The 19,780-nt window shown below is 35.9% G+C and carries 12 protein-coding genes; 1 reads left to right on the plus strand and 11 read right to left on the minus strand.

Annotated elements, in window-relative coordinates; all coding sequences use genetic code 11:
- Positions 1–83: 83 nt before the first annotated feature.
- The 8 genes from ATE49_RS15405 to ATE49_RS15440 all read right to left on the minus strand — a co-directional run bounded on the left by ATE49_RS15405 (position 84) and on the right by ATE49_RS15440 (position 12,711).
- Entirely contained in the window at positions 84–995 is a 912-nt protein-coding gene (locus tag ATE49_RS15405) for a GYDIA family GHMP kinase (protein ID WP_065082860.1), read from the minus strand.
- Positions 996–1,052: 57 nt separating this feature from the next.
- Positions 1,053–1,928, minus strand: coding sequence for an ACP S-malonyltransferase (gene fabD, locus ATE49_RS15410; protein WP_065082861.1), 876 nt, complete (start codon positions 1,926–1,928; stop codon positions 1,053–1,055).
- A gap of 59 nt (positions 1,929–1,987) precedes the next feature.
- Positions 1,988–3,889 (minus strand): LysM peptidoglycan-binding domain-containing protein, encoded by a 1,902-nt coding sequence (locus tag ATE49_RS15415; RefSeq protein ID WP_065082862.1) that lies wholly within the window; start codon positions 3,887–3,889, stop codon positions 1,988–1,990.
- Positions 3,890–3,927: 38 nt separating this feature from the next.
- Positions 3,928–5,520, minus strand: coding sequence for a bacillithiol biosynthesis cysteine-adding enzyme BshC (gene bshC / locus ATE49_RS15420; protein WP_065082863.1), 1,593 nt, complete (start codon positions 5,518–5,520; stop codon positions 3,928–3,930).
- A 9-nt stretch (positions 5,521–5,529) separates the two neighbouring features.
- Positions 5,530–7,470, minus strand: a complete 1,941-nt coding sequence (locus tag ATE49_RS15425; RefSeq protein ID WP_065082864.1) for a putative porin — start codon at positions 7,468–7,470, stop codon at positions 5,530–5,532.
- A 204-nt stretch (positions 7,471–7,674) separates the two neighbouring features.
- Positions 7,675–9,105, minus strand: coding sequence for a RagB/SusD family nutrient uptake outer membrane protein (locus tag ATE49_RS15430; RefSeq protein WP_065082865.1), 1,431 nt, complete (start codon positions 9,103–9,105; stop codon positions 7,675–7,677).
- Between the two features lie 11 nt (positions 9,106–9,116).
- Positions 9,117–12,044, minus strand: a complete 2,928-nt coding sequence (locus tag ATE49_RS15435; RefSeq protein ID WP_065082866.1) for a SusC/RagA family TonB-linked outer membrane protein — start codon at positions 12,042–12,044, stop codon at positions 9,117–9,119.
- 460 nt (positions 12,045–12,504) lie between these two features.
- Positions 12,505–12,711: a hypothetical protein gene (locus ATE49_RS15440; protein ID WP_059155949.1), complete on the minus strand. Its 207-nt coding sequence runs from the start codon at positions 12,709–12,711 to the stop codon at positions 12,505–12,507.
- 89 nt (positions 12,712–12,800) lie between these two features.
- Here ATE49_RS15440 and ATE49_RS15445 point away from each other — a divergent pair, with 89 nt between their 5' ends.
- A complete protein-coding gene (locus ATE49_RS15445) occupies positions 12,801–13,199 on the plus strand; it encodes a peptidase S24 (protein ID WP_078794242.1) in 399 nt (132 codons plus the stop codon).
- Positions 13,200–13,393: 194 nt separating this feature from the next.
- Here ATE49_RS15445 and ATE49_RS15450 read toward each other — a convergent pair whose 3' ends face one another.
- The 3 genes from ATE49_RS15450 to ATE49_RS15460 all read right to left on the minus strand — a co-directional run bounded on the left by ATE49_RS15450 (position 13,394) and on the right by ATE49_RS15460 (position 19,780).
- Positions 13,394–14,839 (minus strand): SusD/RagB family nutrient-binding outer membrane lipoprotein, encoded by a 1,446-nt coding sequence (locus ATE49_RS15450; RefSeq protein ID WP_065082867.1) that lies wholly within the window; start codon positions 14,837–14,839, stop codon positions 13,394–13,396.
- 11 nt (positions 14,840–14,850) lie between these two features.
- Positions 14,851–17,736 carry a SusC/RagA family TonB-linked outer membrane protein gene (locus ATE49_RS15455; RefSeq protein ID WP_065082868.1) on the minus strand — a complete coding sequence of 962 codons (2,886 nt, stop codon included), beginning with the start codon at positions 17,734–17,736 and terminating at the stop codon, positions 14,851–14,853.
- 508 nt (positions 17,737–18,244) lie between these two features.
- Entirely contained in the window at positions 18,245–19,780 is a 1,536-nt protein-coding gene (locus ATE49_RS15460; protein WP_078793990.1) for a RagB/SusD family nutrient uptake outer membrane protein, read from the minus strand.

Genomic DNA, 19,780 nt, shown 5'->3' on the forward strand with positions numbered 1-19,780 from the left:
CAATTGGCTAAAGTTAATAAAATTTAACAAGTAGCCTCAATGATATTCATCATCTTACAAAAAAGTTTATATAAAACTGATTATCAGAAAATTAATTCATCATAGGAGAAGAAATTTGGAAATCCATTATGCAGAAAATAGCTTTCATAATCCCGGAATTTTGAGGTCAAAATGAAATCTCCACCCCATGCACCCAAACTTTTGAAGAACGAAGGAGCATTTTCAAAATATTTTTCTTTAACTGTGGGTATTTTAAGGAAATTACTCATGGTTTTTTCGTGTTCATCCATTATAAGTGAAAATTTTTCTAAATTATCACTTTCCAAAATCTCTTCTGTAAGTCTTGAAAAATAATGAATTAAATCCTGAGATTTTTCCATCTGCCTGTACATCGTAATTCCTTCACGGGAGTCTTGTTTTTTGTTCAGGTGAACGAATAAAAGCAGGTCTTTGAAACTTGGTGAATAATTTACAGTTTCAACAGTTTTATTCTCTCCATTTCTGGTATAAATAATTGGAGTTCCGGCTTTCGCTACTGCAATATCATAACCACTTCCACCCAAAGCAATATCATTTAGGACAAATGCATCTACATCTCCCCATTTTGCAACATTATTCATAAGGGTAGAACTGCTCCCCAGTCCAAAGTTTTCAGGAAACTGTACATTGGATTTTAATCTATAAGAATCATTACCCGATAATTTTATAGAATCTAAGTCTTTTAGTGTTTTAAAAATTTTAAGAATAAAATCAGAAGCCGATTCTAAATTGGTTTCCAAAATGCTAAGATTATTGTAATCTATGCAAGTTTTTAACCACAGCTTTCCTTCCCGGTATGTTTCCCAATGGATTTGAGATTTATGATCAGTGATTATTTCAGCTGAAAGATCCTGTCCTAGTTTGGTTGGAATAGCCAGAGCTTTCGCTCCATCCAAAACAAAATACTCGGATGTCAATAATAATTTGCCGTGAGAGAAAAAATGTTGTTTATCCAAAATGGGTCATTAAAGAAGAGACACAAATTTCTTTGTGTCTCTTTATTTTTATTCTGATTAAAATGCAGAAGATGTTTCGACTGCCGAGTCTATTTTTTTGATCAGTCCCTGTAAGGTTTTACCTGGCCCAACCTCAACAAAGTTAGTAGCGCCGTCTTTTATCATGTTTCTTACAGACTGCGTCCATTTTACTGGCCCTGTAAGTTGCTTGATAAGATTCTGTTTAATCTCTTCAGGATCAGAAACCGCTGTGGTTGTAATATTCTGATATACCGGAATAATAGGCTTATTGAATTTTGTTGTATTAATAGCTTGTGCTAATTCTTCCTGAGCTGGCTGCATTAAAGGAGAATGGAAAGCTCCGTTTACCGGCAATAATAATGCTCTCTTGGCACCAGCTTCTTTTAGCTTGGCCATAGCTTCTTCAACAGCCTGAGTTTCACCAGAAATCACCAATTGTCCCGGGCAGTTATAATTAGCAGGAACAACAATTCCTTCTACAGAAGCACAAATCTCTTCAACTTTATCATCATCAAGACCTAAAATAGCTGCCATAGATGATGGATTAGCGTCGCAAGCAGCCTGCATTGCCATAGCTCTTTTTGATACCAGGCGCAGTCCGTCTTCAAAAGAAAGAACACCATTTGCTACTAAAGCTGAAAATTCCCCTAAAGAATGCCCTGCAACCATCTGAGCCCCAAGTGCATCTACAGCCTTAACCGCTGCAATAGAGTGAATAAAGATAGCAGGTTGTGTTACTTTAGTTTTTTTCAGGTCCTCATCTGTACCTTTGAACATCGTGGAAAGAATATCAAATCCCAGAATATCGTTAGCCGATTCCATTAAATCTTTAATTTCCTTACGGCTATCGTAAAGGTCCATTCCCATTCCAACAAACTGCGAACCCTGTCCAGGAAATACTAATGCTTTCATTCGTTTAAATTATTTTGTTTGTAAAACCTACTTAAAATTTAGTAGTATAGCACTTCTAATTAAGGATTTAGTCGTATTACACGATATCCTTTATTAACATAAGCACCTTCTTTTGTTTTTTCGTATTCAAATTTGGTTGCCAAATGCGTCTGACTTTTGCCCATTTGTCTGAAAATTTCTCCTTTGGAATTTTCTCTGGAAAGTGCATCGTTCATTACGTCAAATCCCACAACCGCATATTTAGACGGGGACTTACAGAACTTAGCATTATACTGTGCCAATACTTCTTTCTCGAAGTTTCCATCAGTATTAATCTTTCTGTCCATAATGTAAACCATGTTTACTTTCCCCAGATCTGCTTCTTTTTTATCAAAGTCATTAGAGTAGAACATACTGAATGCTTTTACTCCTGAAACTTCTTTACCTAAAGAAACCATTCTGTTGGTAAAAGAAGATTTTGTAGCCTCATTATCCGATGCCAGAACAGCAATTACAGGAGCAGACTGGCCCGTCATCATGTTCTTATCAACCTGAATATCATTAGGATTTGCTACAATAGCGATATTTGGTTTTTTAAGAGACTTTTCTAGTCTTGTGCGAATATCTTCAGCATAAGCATCTCCTACAATGTATATTTTCTCTCCGTTATAAGAGTCTGAAACTTCTTTAGCAATTCTCTCTGCATAGATAGAAGCATCTGTTTCTATAATGATAAGGTTACCATATTTATACAAATCCTTAGAGTTTGCAAAAGGAGATATTACCGGAATTTTCTTTGAAGAAACATAAGACATAAGCTCTACAACATCAGACTTGAAGAATGGTCCTACAATAAGATCGGTATTGTCCTTATTAATGGAAGTCAGTGCTTTCTGGAATGAAGATTCGCTCCCCTCGTCAATAACATTAATATTTAACTTTTGTCCTTTCGCTACATTTCTCTGGATTGCCAGTTTAGCACCTGTTAAAAAGTCTAATGCAGCAGTTCTGTATTTCGCATCATTGGTATCGAATCCAAACGGCAACAACAGAACAACGTTCAGTGCATCACCTGAAGACTTGATAAATGAGCTATCGTTAGATTTTTTAATTTTAAGTACCATTCCGGCTTTTAATCCGTTTGAAAGCTGAGGATTCAGTTCTATTAACTGATCCAGACTTACACCGAATTTATTCAGAATACCAAAAATAGTATCACCCGGCTGAACGGTATAAGTAATATCGTCGGCCGCAGCTTCAGTTTTTACAGTTTCACGTTTAGGCTGTTCTACAGAAGTGTCATCTATTTTTGAAACCTTTGGTTTTTCTTCAGGTTTTATAGCTTCAGCTACAACGCTTCCACTTCCTACAATAATTGGCACTCCGGGCTGAAGTCCTTTTTCTTCCAACCCAGGATTCATACGGAATAAATCTTTCTGAGAAATATTGAATTTCTTGGTAATCTTATAATAAGTATCTTTTAGCTGTACCAGATAATTTTCTGCTTTAGCAGATGTTTCCACAGGCTTTTCTTCGTGCTTTCTCTCCTGAACTACAGGCTCAGCAGTAACTTCAGCAACACCATATTTCTTAATATTTGCAGCAGGCAGATTAATCTTCTGTCCGATTTGCAGTCCTTCTCCTAATTCAGGATTCAGTTTTTTAATATCTGCTAATGAAACATGATAATCTCTTGAAATAGCATACAATGATTGTCCTTGTTTTACAGCTATCTGTCCTGTAGTTGTTTTGGTTGTTACTGTTTCAGTAACATTTTTTCCTGTTTTGGATATCACTACGATATCTCCAATATCCAAAGTTTTGTTTTTTACATCCGGATTCAGTGCATAGAACTGATCCAGCGTAAGACCATATTTTTTGGAAATGCTATACGGATTATCTTTAGCTATTACTGTATGTGTCTTTTGTGCGGATGCAGAAAGCCAAAAAACAGATAATGCTGATATAAATAATTTCTTCATTAGCGTATATTATTATGCAAAAATAAACTTTTTTGTTTTTATAAAACCACCACTGTTAATTCAGGGTGGGCAACTTCGATATTCTCGTAACAAGTATTAAGCCAGTCGCGTCCATTTTCAGCATAGAAGTTACTAAAATTAATTTTACGTTCCTGCCATACTCCGGCAGGGTTTACTACTTCATATAACTGGTTGTATCGCTGATAGAGATCTGCCTGTACAATCTTTTCTGCACGAAGCAATCTTTTATGCATTCTTTCAAAAGATTTAAGCTGACGGACTTCTTCTGCTGCTACAAGGTTACCAAATGTTTTATCGGTTGTTTCAGCTTGCTTTTTCAGCTCGCTGAACATAGATTTAATATTTTCTTCTTTTTCTTCCAGCAATGGCTGCAGAGATGTTTTCCCGAGCAGTTTACTATGAACAACTTCCTGATAATTTCCAAAGAAGTCTTCTACACATAAGTCCAGTTTTTGAATCTTACGAAGTGTTTTTTCTGTGATAAAGGCCAGTGAATTTCTGGGTACTAAAATCGGAAACTCTACATCTATTGCTTCAAAGAATTTCTTAAGTTCCAGCCAGTACATAATCTCTGCATTTCCACCTATATAAATAATATTAGGCAAAACAGTTTCCTGATATACTGGTCTCAGAACTGCATTTGGGCTAAACCGCTGAGGATTAGTATTCAGTTCTGCTAATATTTCTTCTTCACTAAAACTAATCTCTGTATCTACAACATGATAAGATTCACTAGTCTTTTCAATCCTGTCTCTGGACTCATCTCTAAGATAAAAGAGGTTTATTTCCCTTGGATTAACCTGAACCTTACCATATTTATTGATCAGAACATCAACAGTTTCTTTAGAGTTCTCATAAAGACTATTTTCCAGCAGTTCTTTTCTGAAAACCGGAGCCGCCAATGCTTTTAGTTTCTTATCATCTCCATTAAGGATAAGCAATCCTGAATCTCCAAAAATTCGGTTAACCAAAATTCTTGTAGCAAGGGTTAGCGATCTCCCTTCCTGATATGCCTCCTTTGCCCAGCGGACTAATTCGGTTCCGTATGTGAAATCTTTAAATTCTTTTTCAAAAACATCCAGGAAAGAAAGATCAGAGGACTTGATCCGCCCTACTGCTCCACCTGATTTTTCCTGAATCTGATAGAAATTTCCTTCTGTTTTAAAATGGTTAATTTCATCAAAATCATGGTCTTCTGTTGCCATCCAGAATACCGGAACGAAGTTTTTCCCTTCATTATTCTCATTCAGGTATTTGGCGGTTTTTATCGTCTGAAGAATTTTATAGATAAAGAATACCGGCCCGGTAAATAAGTTTAGCTGGTGTCCCGTGGTTACAGTAAAAGTATTCTCCTTACGCAATAGCTCGATATTCTGCATCTGCTTGGCACTAATAGCTATATTTCGCATCTGCTTTGTCAGAACCTCTGTAAGAACTTCTCTGTGCCCTGAAGGATAGTTTCTTGATTTTTTATTTGCCTGTGCTAAGGCATTATCTTTACTGAATTGTAATCCGTGGTACGCTGAAAGATTACCATCCAGGTAATCCTTCAACATTTCAGGAATGCTTGGTATATCCCTGAAATCAATATTAAAACGACAATCTGCCATTCTTCAAATTTATGAAAAAATATACCAAACTATACCCAAATTAAGCCTGAAATCGGCAACCGGATAATATGGTGCAGCAAAACCTTTGTTCCCTGATATTGTTGTATTAATCTGCTGTCCTTCTATAAAGAACATCATGGTTTTTACTTTCAGATTAATATACAGGTCCATCATTGGTTTTCCACCGATAGAATAACCTGATGTTGCGCTTGGCAGCACAAACTCGTTAAGTACCGGGAAAAACTCTCTGGAAGCAAATTTACTGAAGTAATATGCTTTAACCCCTGCCTGAACTTCAGCCGCATCTTTGAATACTTTGGACTGGAAATATACATTTGCACGTCCAACAAAGCCTGGCATTGGCATAAGGTCTTTGTTATTAATTGCAGACTGGAATAATACTCTTCCGTTCAGATGGAATTTTCCATATTTAAAAGTTGCATCCCCTCCGGCCTGAGTAATATTAATGGATGAAGTTGACTGCTGCATTTGCTTATTAGCATCAATATAGGCATAGTTTCCAATACTGAAATAGTTAAGAAACGCTGATGCATCAAACCATTTTAGTCTTACAATACCTCCGGCTTCTAAAACACTCTGGTTTTTGAAACCTAAATTAACATAATTGAAGTTTCTATATTGAGATCCGTTCAATAGCAAGTTAAATGATGGTGCTCCGGACTGGAAGTTTAGTTTTCCCTCTACAGCAAAACCTTCGGCAGGAATAAAGGAAACTTTGTTATTGATACGAATAAAATTCCCGAACGTACTTCCTGTAGTATATTCTGCGGACGAATTAAGGTCGAATCTGTTCCATAGTTTAACCTGTAAATTTCCTTCTACTCCTATTCTATTCTCTTTCCAAACAGTATTATTATCTACAACATTATTCGGCAGGAAGATCTGATTAGTCCCCAGAATTACATTCTGATATTTCAGTCCGGCATCCAATTTAAATTTCTCTCTATCAAAAACCAAGCTTACAACATTCGTCAGCTTTTTAGAATATTTCTTTGTCGATGGTAAAAAACCACTGATAATATCTGCTGCATTAGTTGTGTAATAACTTTCCGCTCCGTTCTGAGCATAATAGTATTTATTCCCCTCATGCATCAACATATGTCTGATCTTTAGAGGAAAGGCATCATTGATTCTGAATAAACCAAAATCATGACTTAGGTAATACCTTCTGTAAGAAAAGAAACTTTCTGTATTATTAAGGTTAACCTCCATGTTCAGCCTGTTATTAAAACGGGAATCCCCACCTAAAAACTGATCTAAAGTTTTGATACCACCGTTTTCTTCATTATTCACATTCTGATTAAGGTAATGTGCATAGAGTTCGTAGCGTCCTGTTTTATTCTTGTAGTGTGCTCCGGCATTAAAGTTATTGCTTGCTGAAAGGTTTCTCTGATAGATCCCCTTAGCACGCAATCCCATATAATTAACAAAGAAGTTAAAGTCTTTCCCTATATTTTGGGTATAAGTAGAGCTTAGTACATTTCCGCTTCCAGGAGCTGTATGGTATATAAATGTAGTTGTAGGTGTTTTTACATCATAGTATTTAATATCATCTACACCTAATATACTAAAGGATTTTCCTGTTGGTAATACAGCAAGATTCTGCTGAAGATTAGTTTCGTATACTAATGGATTAAAAGTCTGTCCGGAGTTAGCAAACTGAACTTTTCCAAAGTTGTCTTTGTTATTATACTGTGAAAAGATATATGTTTTTTCATGTGAAAAAACCGTATCAAATATCTTTGCTTCCCCTCTCTGCGTTTTGAATTTATAGTCGCTAATTACAGGTTTAAAGATTTTCATAGAATCTTTTTTACCATTATCTACAATAACAGAATCTTCTGCAATCCTATTATTATCAGTCTTATTAACAACCTGTGCCGATATCGTTCCCGACACCAAAACTACCCATAAAAAAAAGTACCTCATCTTGTTGGAATGAGGTACAAAAGTAGAGATTTTTTTGATAAAGAATTACTGATTCTTAAAGTCAACCAATTTCACTATATGATCTTCTTTACTGAGGTCTATCTATATCCTAATAATAACCTTTTTGCTCAAAGACAATCTCCTTTTTCAGCATATCAGGTAAACACCTGTTCTCCTCTCACTAGTACTACTTTTGGATTTATATTATCTGTTATTATTTATATCTTTAGGAATATTGGGATTTGCATCAATTTCTGATTGTGGAATTTTCAGAAAGAAGCGCTTATCATCTGGTAACATCGGATTATTTGTCAGGTTAACTCTATGCCAGATATCTCTTGAAAGCCCTCTTCTCAATCTTTTAGCATCATACCATTCCACTCCTATTTCTCCGTACAGCTCCTTTTTCCGTTCTGTCAAAATTTCTTCATATAGTGCTACTCCTGCGTTTGATGACTTCACAGCCTGAGCATCTCTATTCTTTTGTAGTTTGTATAACAAGCTATGAGCTCCACTCTCATCTCCTTGTTTATACATTGCCTCGGCCTCGATCAAAATCATCTCAGGAGTTCTCATTAAAACCAAATGGGAGGTAAAAGCAAATTTAAATTTTCTGGTATACCATTCTCTGTAATCCGTAATCCCAGCACCAGTTTTAAAAAATTGATTCCGAACATCGCTTGGAGAGAAAAGCGCTACAAAGGACTTATTGATAAAGGTATTATTGTAAGCACTCTCCGTTCGGGTATAAAAGGCATGTGGTGCCAGCCAATAATAACTGGATTGATCTGCTTGCTGCGGATCTGCCAGCAACCATTCATTACCTCTATTCATATCATCAAAACCTGATGCATAAAATTGAGGACTTAGGACTACATCTACATTTCCTCCGTATGCTTTATTAGCATATTCCTGGGCTTTAGGCCAATTGCCCATCACCTGATATACTCTGGCAGCTGTACCATATGAAACCGCTTTACTGAAATAAGACCTGTTATCTCTATTTAATGAACCAATAGCAATAGCCCTTTCCAAATCATCCGTAATTAATTTATACATATCCTTCATCGTACTCATTGGCTGACCTGCTGTAGCATTCGATTTTGTATATATCGGTGGAGCTTGCAGATTAGGGTCATAAGTATAAGTATGCTGAAACTCTAAACTAAGTTCAAAATAAAAATAGGCTCTCATGGTATAAGCTTGTCCTAATAATATTTTCTTATTATCTTCTGATATAGCCGTACTTGTCTCCACACCTTCAATAAATGAGTTCACCTGATTAATAAGATAATATGGGAAATTCCAGCTGAATTGTGACCTGTTAGAGTTTGGCTCTCTAAAATTATTTTCATAATCATTTCTGAACCAACTACCACTAAGTGCACTGATATTCCCCTTCACCTCTCTGGCAAAATACATAGAACCCAGATTTCCGTTTTCGGTATTTAAAAACTGACCTCTGGTTCGTCTTAATATCCCTGCAATGTGAGCTTTGGCTCCTTCATATGATCCATATACCACATCCGGAGACACAACATCTGTTGGTTTAGGTTCATTCAGGTATTCTTCGCTACAAGATAACATGGTAACGAAAAGTCCAATAATCGCTATTATATGTCTAATATTTTTCATTGTTTTTTATTTTAAAATCCTATACTAAATCCTAAAGAAATGGTTCTTAAATTATATGATCTACTGTTTGTTGTCCCTGCCAAGCTTTGCTCCGGATCAATTCCTTTGTGACTCTGCCACGTCCATACATTATCTCCCTGTAGAAAAATTCTCATACTAGACACCCCCATTTTCCCAAGTAAATCTTCACTTACATTATACCCAAGCGTTAACGATTTTAGTCTTATAAAGTCGTTCTTAAACAAAAACCTTGAGGAGAGTGCATTATTTTGATTATTAGCCATGATATTAATGGGCACATCTGTAATATCTCCAGGCTTTTGCCATGCATTCTTTACATCCACAGACTGTTGATTTCCGGGCGATGAGAATCCCGACATTAATGATGCATAGGAAGAATCATATATATAAGATCCAAATGAAAAGTTAAACAACACATTCAAATCGAAACTTCCGTATTTGAAAGAATTGGTAAAGCCACCTCTGAATTTAGGCAAAGAGCTTCCCATATACCTTTTACTAGCTTCTGCATTAGCCAAATTATAATTGGCAGTTTTCTCTCTTGTCATATTTCCTTGTGCATCTTTCTTATCATACCACCAAGTACCCATTCCGGTATCAGCATCAACTCCCGCCCATTCGACCAAAAAGAAATCATACAACGACGAACCAACTTCCCACCTCTTGGTTCCATTGATAAATGATTCCTGAGTAAGTTTTGTTATTTTATTTTTTTCAAATGTGAGATTAAGACTTGTTCTCCACTGGAATTTATCAGAACTGATATTTAATGAGGAAATATCGAATTCCCATCCAGAATTCCTCAGCGCTCCTACATTAGTTGTAATAGAAGTATTTCCGGTAGAGCCTGGTAAAGGCTTAGCATATATTAAGTCTATAGATCTTTTGTTAAAGTAATCTACATTTACCGTTATTCGGTTTTTTAAAAGGCCCATTTCTGCACCTGCATTTAAGGAAGCAGTCTTCTCCCATGTAAGAAAATAGTCTCTTGCCCCACCCAATAAAACACCTGTTTGCCCAAGTTGATTCCAACCCGTTGCAAAGGACATCATGTAAGGAAAATATCCATCCGTTCCATTATTCCCTAATTCTCCATAAGAAGATTTAAGCTTTAAGTAATTGACAATCTTATTTTTGAAAAAATTTTCCTGACTAACAACCCAGGCTCCTCCTACAGAATAAAAAGTTCCCCACCTGACCTCAGAGGCAAATCTTGTTGAACCATCATTTCTGACGGATCCTTCAATAAAATATTTATTGGCATAATTATATCCTAGTCGTCCCAAATAACCTACCAGTCTTTCCTGATTAATATACCCTCCAACTCCCTCTGAAACCGTTTTCCCATTTAAAACATATACTTCTGGTAAAAACCCTGTTCCCTGTGCACTAAGAGCATCATATCTATAATCCATCAACTCAAATATGGCTTGGGCATTAACATTATGCTTCCCAAAACTTTTATTGAAGTCTAAACTATTTGTCCAGTTTATGGTTTTCACCAAATCCCTGCTTTGAGAAACTCTTCCCTTTACACTTGCAGCAGCTCCATAAGCATAATGTGTATAAGAGTAACTATCATAATTATATAACTGAAATGATCCCTGAGATCTTAGCTTTAGATAATCTGTAAGGGTAACTTCTGCATATCCGTTAATAAAGGTATCATATCTGTTATACCGGATTTTATTATTATATAATGCTCCAAGAGCATTTTCATTTGCCAGCAAAGGACGCTGTGCATTTACTGGTCTCCCCGAAACAGCATTATCTCCATAATCGTATTGTGATCTGCCAAAAGCATCTAAAATAATATTCCCTTTTTCATCTCTCATATAAACAGGATAAATACCCGACAAAGTATAAACCCATTGTATTGGACTTTGAAATGCACTTCCTGATTGCATTGGATAATTTTGAGAAGATGCACTAAATGACGTATTCAATCCTACCTTCAGCCATGTATTAACTTTTGAGTCAACATTAGCCCTGAAACCTAAACGCTCAAATCTTGACGTTTTAATATTCCCATACATATCCAGATAATCTGCACCTATAAAATAGGTTGTATTCTCACTACCCCCTGAAATATTCAGTCTGTGTTCCTGCTTGAGAGCTGAATTATTGATAAGCTCTTTTTCCCAATCAGTATCCCATAACAATTTAGCATCAGCTATGACATTACCTTTATTATCAATAGGATTGACAACATTATAGAGATTATACCCTAATGTATTTATTATATTATTTGTAGCATATTGTGCAGCCGCATCTGGCGTTTGTCCATTACTCACAATTCTTGCATTTCTTATTGCTTGCCAGGTATATTTCATGAAGTCTTCTGCCTTAAGTACTTCATGAAATTTCACTGCCGATGAAGAGACCCCGATTAAAGAAGTAACATTAACTTTAGGCTTCGCATTGAGCCTTCCTTTTTTAGTCGTTATAATAATAACACCATTAGCACCTCTTGATCCATACAAAGCAGTAGCAGATGCATCCTTCAGCACGCTCATTGACTCTACCTGATCTTGTGGAATAGAGTTGATATTTCCACCATAAGGTGACCCGTCTACAATAATTAAAGGTTGAGTACTAGCATTAATGGATGAAACCCCTCTTATATAAATAGAAGGATTATCACCAGGCATACCGCCTGCGGCTATTACATTCACACCTGTTACAGTTCCCTGAAGTGCTCCCAAAATACTTGTTGCTTGCTGGGTTTCAATTATTCTTTTATCAACAGTTGCTACAGAACCTACTATTGCCTCTTTCTTTTGTTTGCCAAAGGCTACAACTACAACTTCTTCTATATCTTTAATGGAAGTTGTATCCGGTTTTCTCTTTTGTGCCAGCAGTCCTTGTCCTATAAAAAACAGAACACCTACACTAAGCATGTGTAATTTTACTTTCATATTAATTAAGATTTATTTCATTATTAAAGCAACATGAGTCTGGAGTAGTAATAATTAGCACTCTATTCGAAGTAAATAGCAATGATTGAATATCTGCTGAAACTAATTTGTTTAATTATAAATGTGCCATGAGCATACAACCGAGAGAGTATCAAACTATTGAATACTATCCGGACTCTGTTGCAGTATATTGTCGGGAGTATTATCACCATTGTAGATTCACAATGGCAATTCCCTGTCAGGAAATAAGAAACAGCTGATGTTTTTTGTTATTTGTGAGCGATCGTACATGTACTATAGCACATCAATACTGTTTCCGGGAATGTCACACTATCATTGTTCGTAATTATTGTACTCTTGATAGCAGTTTTTCGTACAGTAGTTATAGCTAAAAAGCGTAATCGGAATACCTGTACATTTTTTTAGATCCGGATTTCCGGATTCCATTCATTTTGTAAAACTAATGACCAGTTCTAAAATCATTTATAGCTCTTTCTGAAGGACCTGCTAATTCGTAATATTTCTTACGTATAGCATCTGCGGTAAGACTGTATTTTTCTTTACGAATACATTGTCTAACAAATTGAGGTGTCACCCCAAACTCATCCGCCAGAACTTTTACAGCTTCAGTATTGTAGGTCTGCCTTTTTTTTGTAGGTTTGTTCATTGCTCTTTTTGTTTCAATTAAGAAACAAGTATATAGAGTATTTTCTAGAAAACCAAATTTTTATAGTAAATAATCTAAACTTTAACATTTTGATCATTGACAGAATTCTACAGATTATCGATTTTAAGGGAATTAATAAGAACAAATTCTATAAAGAAGCAGGTCTATCTAATGGCTTTTTAGATAAGGTAAGGAAAGATATTGGGTCTTCGAAGATAGAGCAGATACTAAAGGCATATCCTGAAATAAATCCTGACTGGTTTCTGACAGGAGAGGGGAAAATGTTGAAAAAAGACATTCCCAGCACAAGTGTAAAAGAGTCTTTAAAAGCCTACAGTCAGGAAGATGAGAAAAACATCATCAATGAACTGGAGAAAAGGTACAAAGAAGACAAGGAACTCTATGAAAAATTAATTTTGTCGTACAAAGAGAGAATATCTGAACTTAAGGAAGAGATCGTTTTCCTGAGAGAACAATTAAAAAAATAGTGAATTTTCTAAAAATATAGTGAATTTGCTATACAATTTTTCTCGTTTTGGTATCAGTTGAAAAAGTAAATAAAATCACTTTTACTTTTCAACATATCTTTTTGGATATTAAATACTTATTTAATTATAGAATAAAAAAACCGAAAGAAATTTCTTTCGGTTTTTTTATTAGTAACTATAAAATTATAATCAATTTACTGGTCCCACCAAACTTTGGCCTTAAGGGACTCGAATGGGACAGGTATCCCCGGTCCATTTTGTAATGAACTTGTATTGACATTAATCTCTATCTGCGGATAGGAAAGCCTTCTTGGAATCGTATTACCCGTCATATTGAATGATGGCATGGTCGTAAAGACCGGAAATCCTGTTCTTCTCCAATCTACCCAGGATTCGTAAGCTCCCTGAAACATTGTAATCCATTTCTGTTCCATAATCCTTCCCAGTGAGTTGTTATAAGCCACTTTTGAACTTCCAATATATGCTGATGCTTTATTTGCAATTCCCAAAGCTGTAAAATCCTGTGTAATCGCAGCCACATAAGATTCTTTGGATTTAACATTATTACCGGATCTAAAATAGATCTCTGATTTTATAAAATTTACTTCAGCCGCGCTCATTAATACTACAGGAGAATCTGTAGACGCATAAGCAGATCCTACTCTGGAAAACAAATTTTCACCGGAATCATCAGTATCCTGCCCTGGAACATTCCCTCTATATTGCCCCTGAAATCCTGCTCCATTATTTACTACTTTCTTAAAATACACATCTATTCTCGGATCATTTAATAATTTCATTTTATCAACAATCGTAGAGGCTACAGCATTATCTTTTCTACCGGATAGAACATCAAACTGATAAATGGGATTTGCATTAGATGCAGCTGTTCCGAACTTTACCGTTGCATTGGTATCATAGACATCTATTAAAGCAGGGTTAGTCGCCAAAAATGCAGCTGATTCCCCAGGGCTTCTCTTACTCAAATGATTAAGTAATCTTAGCTTTAATGAATTTGCAAACCTAATCCAGCTATCTGTATTTCCGTTATAGATAACATCATCAGTCCCAGGCTTCATACCTGTCAAAGAATTAATATTAACAATTCCGTCTTCTATCATCTTTATTAATGCCGGATATATAGTTTCCTGTTTATCATATGCTGGTGTAATATTCCCAGTCCCCTGCAATGCCGTGGAAAAAGGGATATCTCCAAAAACATCCGTTGTGACACTAAATACATAAGCCTGTAATACCTGAGAAATACCCACATAAATCCGATCTCCATCTGTAGTTCCTTTATTCTGAATTTCTTTCAGATCCATTAAAGCATCATAAACATTTCTCCAAAGCCCGTCTGCAGAAGAAGACGTTATATTATATCTCGAATAGTCCAGTGGCTGCCCTCTATGTCCACCATAATACTGAACAATGCTTGCAGGCATCCTTGTTGCCTCCCCTCCCATAATATATCCCATATTAACCTGAGAAGAAGTAAGCAAAGTATAAATTGGTACATTCGTAGGATTATTAGGATCTTTATTTATATCCAATTCCTGGCGGCAGGATTGTATTACTGTAAGAGATAATACTCCTAAAGTAAAAATAAAATATCTGAAAGTATTATTTATTATTCTCATTTTTCTGATTATTAAAATTGAACTTTTAAACTGAAACCAAAGCTGCGGGTAGAAGGAAAAGCCATACGTGAAACTCCCTGTGCATTGCCTGTCCCAAAAGAACTGGATTCCGGGTCTATATGAGGGATTTTTGTCCACAAATAAAGATTTCGTCCATACAGCCCCAGATCCACATTTCTTACATAGTCAATTCCAGGTAATTTAAAGCTATATCCTATAGACAATTCTCTTAGTTTTACCCAGTTGTTTTTATAAACATATTCTTCATTAGGATAAGCACTTCCATACCATGCAGAACCTCTTTTGACAACAACATTATTAGAAATACCTGTAGTACTGTTTACACCTGGGAATTTGTAATTAAGATCTCTATTAAGTGTTTTTTTAGAAACCCCATAAACATCTAACAGTTCTTCGGTTCCATTATACAAGTATCCACCCTGTCTTATATCTAACAATGCATTAAGATATACTCCTTTGTATTTAAATGATGTGTTAACACCTCCTGTCCAGTCAGGTTCCACATAACCTAAATTTGCTCCATCCTGCCTAAGAGGAATCCCATTATTACCAACCAGAATTTCTCCTTTCTCATTCCTAGCATACTTGGTCCCTATAATAGAACCATATCGCTCTCCTTTAACCGCATAAATTGCAGGATTTCCGGAAAAACCACCCAAGTATATCTTATCTACACCGGGATAAATTTCGTCAACCAGTGAACGTATTCTACTAAAGTTAAACCCCACCTCCCAGGTAAAATCTGTTGTTTTTATCGGAATAACTTTAAACATAACCTCAATTCCGTTAGAAGAAGTTTTACCGCTATTTATTATTGTCCTACGAGCTCCTGTTGCCGGGGATATTTCCAACGGAATAATACCATCTGTATTTATATTTCTGAAATAAGTAAAGTCCAGGCTTACTCTGTCTTTAAAAAATCTCAGATCCGCGCCTATCTCGTATTCGTTTGTAAACTCTGGTTTTAAGTTTAGATTATTAAGTGTATTGGCAACCGTATATCCCGGCAGACCTATAAACGGAAAGGTTATACCATTTGTAAAACCATCACTAAATACTCCATTATTATAAGTATTATAGACAGAATATGGAGAAGCATCTCTTGCTGTCCGGGAAGCACCTATTCTTACTTTACCATAATTCATAACTTTTTTATTAACACCGAAAGCATCAGTAAAGATGAATGACAAACTTCCGCCAGGATAAAAATAACTTCTGTTATTCTCAGGGAGTGTTGAACTCCATTCCTGTCGACCGACAAGATTTAAATACAGATAATTTCTATAACCCAATGTTAAATCTGCAAACGCACCAAAAAGTGTTCTTTTGGAATTATAGTTGTACCCCGGATCAAAAGTTCTTATATTATTGGTATTAGCGATCCCCGGCAGCACTAATGCTGATCCAGCGATTATATTATTTCTGAGCTTCCTTATATTATAATCCTGTCCCAGATTCAGCGTTACGTTCAAATCATTCGTGATATCTTTATTGATATTTGCCATAAATGTTGACGTTAGCTCCTCCCTTGCAATATCGTTAAAGCTCAATGCTCCATTCGGATTTCCTCCTGAATAAATATCCCTGAACAAAACCCTGTTGTCCGTAGAATAATCATTCCCTACACGGTAGCTTAACTTTAGCCAATCCGTAAGATCATACCCCAGATTAACTCCCATAATAAAACGATCACTATTCGTTTTAGCAAAATTTTTATAAACCGACCATAGCGGATTATCAAAAGAACCCCCTCTGAAATTTATTTGCCTACCATTATCTGGCCGCTCATAGCCATATCCTGAAAGATCCCAACTGACAGGTGCATGAAGTATTGAAAAAATGGGATTATTTCCGTCTTGTCCCGCAAAAGGAACATTTCCCCACGAACGGCTATAAGCAGTATTTATACCTGCACTGAAACGATCAGTTAATTTAAAATTCCCATTAAATCTAAAGTTCACTTTTTCATATTCCTGATTCGGAACAATAGAGGTTTGGCTATTATGACCTGCTGAAAAAAATAGGTTTGTATTATTTATAGTATGAGCTAAGGAAATATTATTTTCTTTTGTAATTCCGGATCCAAAAAATGCTTTACGCGGATCATATACTTTTAATTGTACAGCCTGTGCCCCCATTCCAAGAATAGCTCCTGCAGCAACACTTTGTACTGTCTGACCTTCAATTTTAGGTCCGAATGATAATGAAGTACCTTCCGCATACACCCCATTATTTCCTTGGGCATATACTGTCTGATAATCCGGTAATTTTAAAACATTATCTGTTCCGATCCTTGTTGTAAAAGTAATCACTGGTTTACCTCCTCTCACTTTTCCTGATTTTGTTGTAATCACTACAACACCATTAGAGCCTCTATTACCATAAAGCACAGCTCCAGCTGCGCCTTTTAGTATTGTAACATTCTCTATATCATCCGGATTAATATCTGCAGCCCGATTAGGTGAAGCAATTCCTGAAACCGTATTAGCATTTCCATCATTTGCATTGCTAATTGGAATACCATCTATAACATACAAAGGTTCATTCGAATTTGTTAAAGATTTATTACCTCCCCGTATAACCAAGCGACTCGCTTGCCCCGGAGCCCCTCCGGAGGATATTACCTGCAATCCGGACACCTTTCCACTAAGTGAATTCACAAAATTCTGACTGGCAACCTGTGTAAGATCTTCACTTTTCACCTTGGAAGTTGCATAGCCTAATGATTTCTCTTCTCTCTTAATACCAAGAGCCGTTACAACAACTCCTTCAATATCTCGTATTGAAGAAGTGTCTTTCTTTGCTTTCTGAGCTGTAACATTTTGTCCTATAAAGAACAAAACGCCTGCACCAAGCATACGTAATTTCACATTCATATTTAAACAAATTTTAGTTTCAGATTTTTTCTTACTACTTAAAAAGAGTTTGGCACATGAAACAGTTGATTACCTATCCTTAAATATTTATGACAAAAAGGTGAAAAGAAACTTTAGTTGAAAAATAATTTGCTTTATGAATGTCATATAAATACAGAAAACCTGCTAAGAACCAAATGCACAGTACCAAACTCTATAGTGTTTACTGTATCAGAAGTAATAATGTGCTAAAGGTAATTTCGCCTCTTCAACCTTCATAAAAATCCATATTCCGTTACCTTACAGGTACACATACGATTTCTTACTCATTCAATAAAACATTATCAAATGAGCATTTCAGAGAATACTAAAAAATATAAACCGAAGGGAATTTATAAGGAATAACAACGTATTTGTTGTTTAAAAAATGTTATCGTAGGGGAATGTATGGACATTTTATGGTTCTATAAATCAACATACATTTCAGACAAATAAAAAAAGCGACAGAAAAATCTGTCGCTTTTTTTATTTATTGTTGTGGGTTCTGTGTCACTAATCCTTGAGAAGCATTAATTTCTGCTCTAGGAATTTGCCATTGCCATCTGTAATCAGTTTCAGTTACTTTCATCAATCCATTAATTACTACGTCTGATTGATTAGTTCCTGTTCTGTCCATCCCTTGACCCAATCTCTTAAGATCAAACCATCTGAAGCCTTCTCCCCAAAGCTCAAGTCTTCTGGAAGTTAAAATCTCAGTAATATAACTTGCTCCAGAAGTAGTTGCTCCAGCATACGAAGGGTTTCTATTTTTCTGTAGTTCATTAAATACAGCTTTAGATCCAGCTTCATCCCCTAGTCTAGCTAAAGCTTCTGCTTGAATCAGGTACATTTCAGCAGCTCTCATATAAGGTACGTCAGCAGTTGACTCTCCCTGGTCTTTCACCATATATTTTTGACTGGTATATGGGAACACTGAATAATTACTATATGCATTTGTTCTTACAACCTTACCTTGAGCATTAGTTGTTGAAAGCCATGGTAAATGATTTCCTGTTGGATCAACAACTTGTGTTCTAACATCTGTAGCAGGAAATTGTTTAACCAACGACGAGTTCATTACTTTAGGAGCTTGTCTGATCTGAGTTGAACTATAGTTTCTTGACATATATGCAGAGAAGTTAGCAAAACCATCGGACTGATCCGGAACCATTATTGTAGCCCACATCCATTCGATATTAGCTGCGGAATTAAATCCAGATTTATAAGCTGCATTATCCATAAGTGGGTAACCCGCTCTTGCTTCTTTCGCATAGTTTGCAGCCTCAGAGTACTTCCCTTGAGTTAGCGCTACTCTAGCTAAAAGTCCTTTTACAATATTTACATCAAAATGAGACTTGCTATATCTGCCAACTCCATTAAGTTTTGTTAGGGCTAGTTGAAGATCTTTATTAATCTGAGTATATACATCTTCTACAGAAGCTCTCGCCATTGGCTTTTCGTCTGCCTCTAATCTAATAGGCACTCCGTCTTGCGTATTTACTTTTCCAGATTCATATCTCTTACCATAGAATTGCACAAGATTAAAATAGCTAAACGCTCTATAAGTCAATGCCTCTCCTACAGCTGTATCAATTGTTTGTTGATCACCAGTTACTTTACCAGCATTATTAATAACCAAGTTGGCATTTCTGATCATAGAGAAGTAAAACTGATAAGGGTAGTATGTATAACTTGAAGTATCATTACTTTGATCAAGCCATCTAACTGAGCTAATATACCAGTTATTACCTGTAGAAGGCCAGATGACATCATCACCTGCTGCTTCTGTCATAATAATAATTCCCTGTTGTCCGCTCTGTCCTTGAGAATCATTCTGACGGTAATACATATTACGATGCATACCATTAACAAGGGCTTTTAAGTTATCTGCCGTTGATAAAGCCATTTCCTGATTAACATTATCAGTCGGCGAAGTCTCTAAATAATCTGAATTACATGATGCAAGTGCAACAGATGTCCCAAAAATCAGAGCAAAAGTTTTTATATTAAATTTTATTTTTTTCAT

This window comes from Elizabethkingia miricola, assembly GCF_001675285.1.
In the GTDB taxonomy this organism is placed as follows: domain Bacteria; phylum Bacteroidota; class Bacteroidia; order Flavobacteriales; family Weeksellaceae; genus Elizabethkingia; species Elizabethkingia miricola.

Bases quoted from the DNA above. Each gene is read 5' to 3' on its own strand.
- fabD (WP_065082861.1), bottom strand. From the start codon at position 1,928: ATGAAAGCATTAGTATTTCCTGGACAGGGTTCGCAGTTTGTTGGAATG.
- ATE49_RS15415 (WP_065082862.1), bottom strand. From the start codon at position 3,889: ATGAAGAAATTATTTATATCAGCATTATCTGTTTTTTGGCTTTCTGCA.
- bshC (WP_065082863.1), bottom strand. From the start codon at position 5,520: ATGGCAGATTGTCGTTTTAATATTGATTTCAGGGATATACCAAGCATT.
- ATE49_RS15425 (WP_065082864.1), bottom strand. From the start codon at position 7,470: ATGAGGTACTTTTTTTTATGGGTAGTTTTGGTGTCGGGAACGATATCG.
- ATE49_RS15430 (WP_065082865.1), bottom strand. From the start codon at position 9,105: ATGAAAAATATTAGACATATAATAGCGATTATTGGACTTTTCGTTACC.
- ATE49_RS15435 (WP_065082866.1), bottom strand. From the start codon at position 12,044: ATGAAAGTAAAATTACACATGCTTAGTGTAGGTGTTCTGTTTTTTATA.
- ATE49_RS15440 (WP_059155949.1), bottom strand. From the start codon at position 12,711: ATGAACAAACCTACAAAAAAAAGGCAGACCTACAATACTGAAGCTGTA.
- ATE49_RS15450 (WP_065082867.1), bottom strand. From the start codon at position 14,839: ATGAGAATAATAAATAATACTTTCAGATATTTTATTTTTACTTTAGGA.
- ATE49_RS15455 (WP_065082868.1), bottom strand. From the start codon at position 17,736: ATGAATGTGAAATTACGTATGCTTGGTGCAGGCGTTTTGTTCTTTATA.
- ATE49_RS15460 (WP_078793990.1), bottom strand. From the start codon at position 19,780: ATGAAAAAAATAAAATTTAATATAAAAACTTTTGCTCTGATTTTTGGG.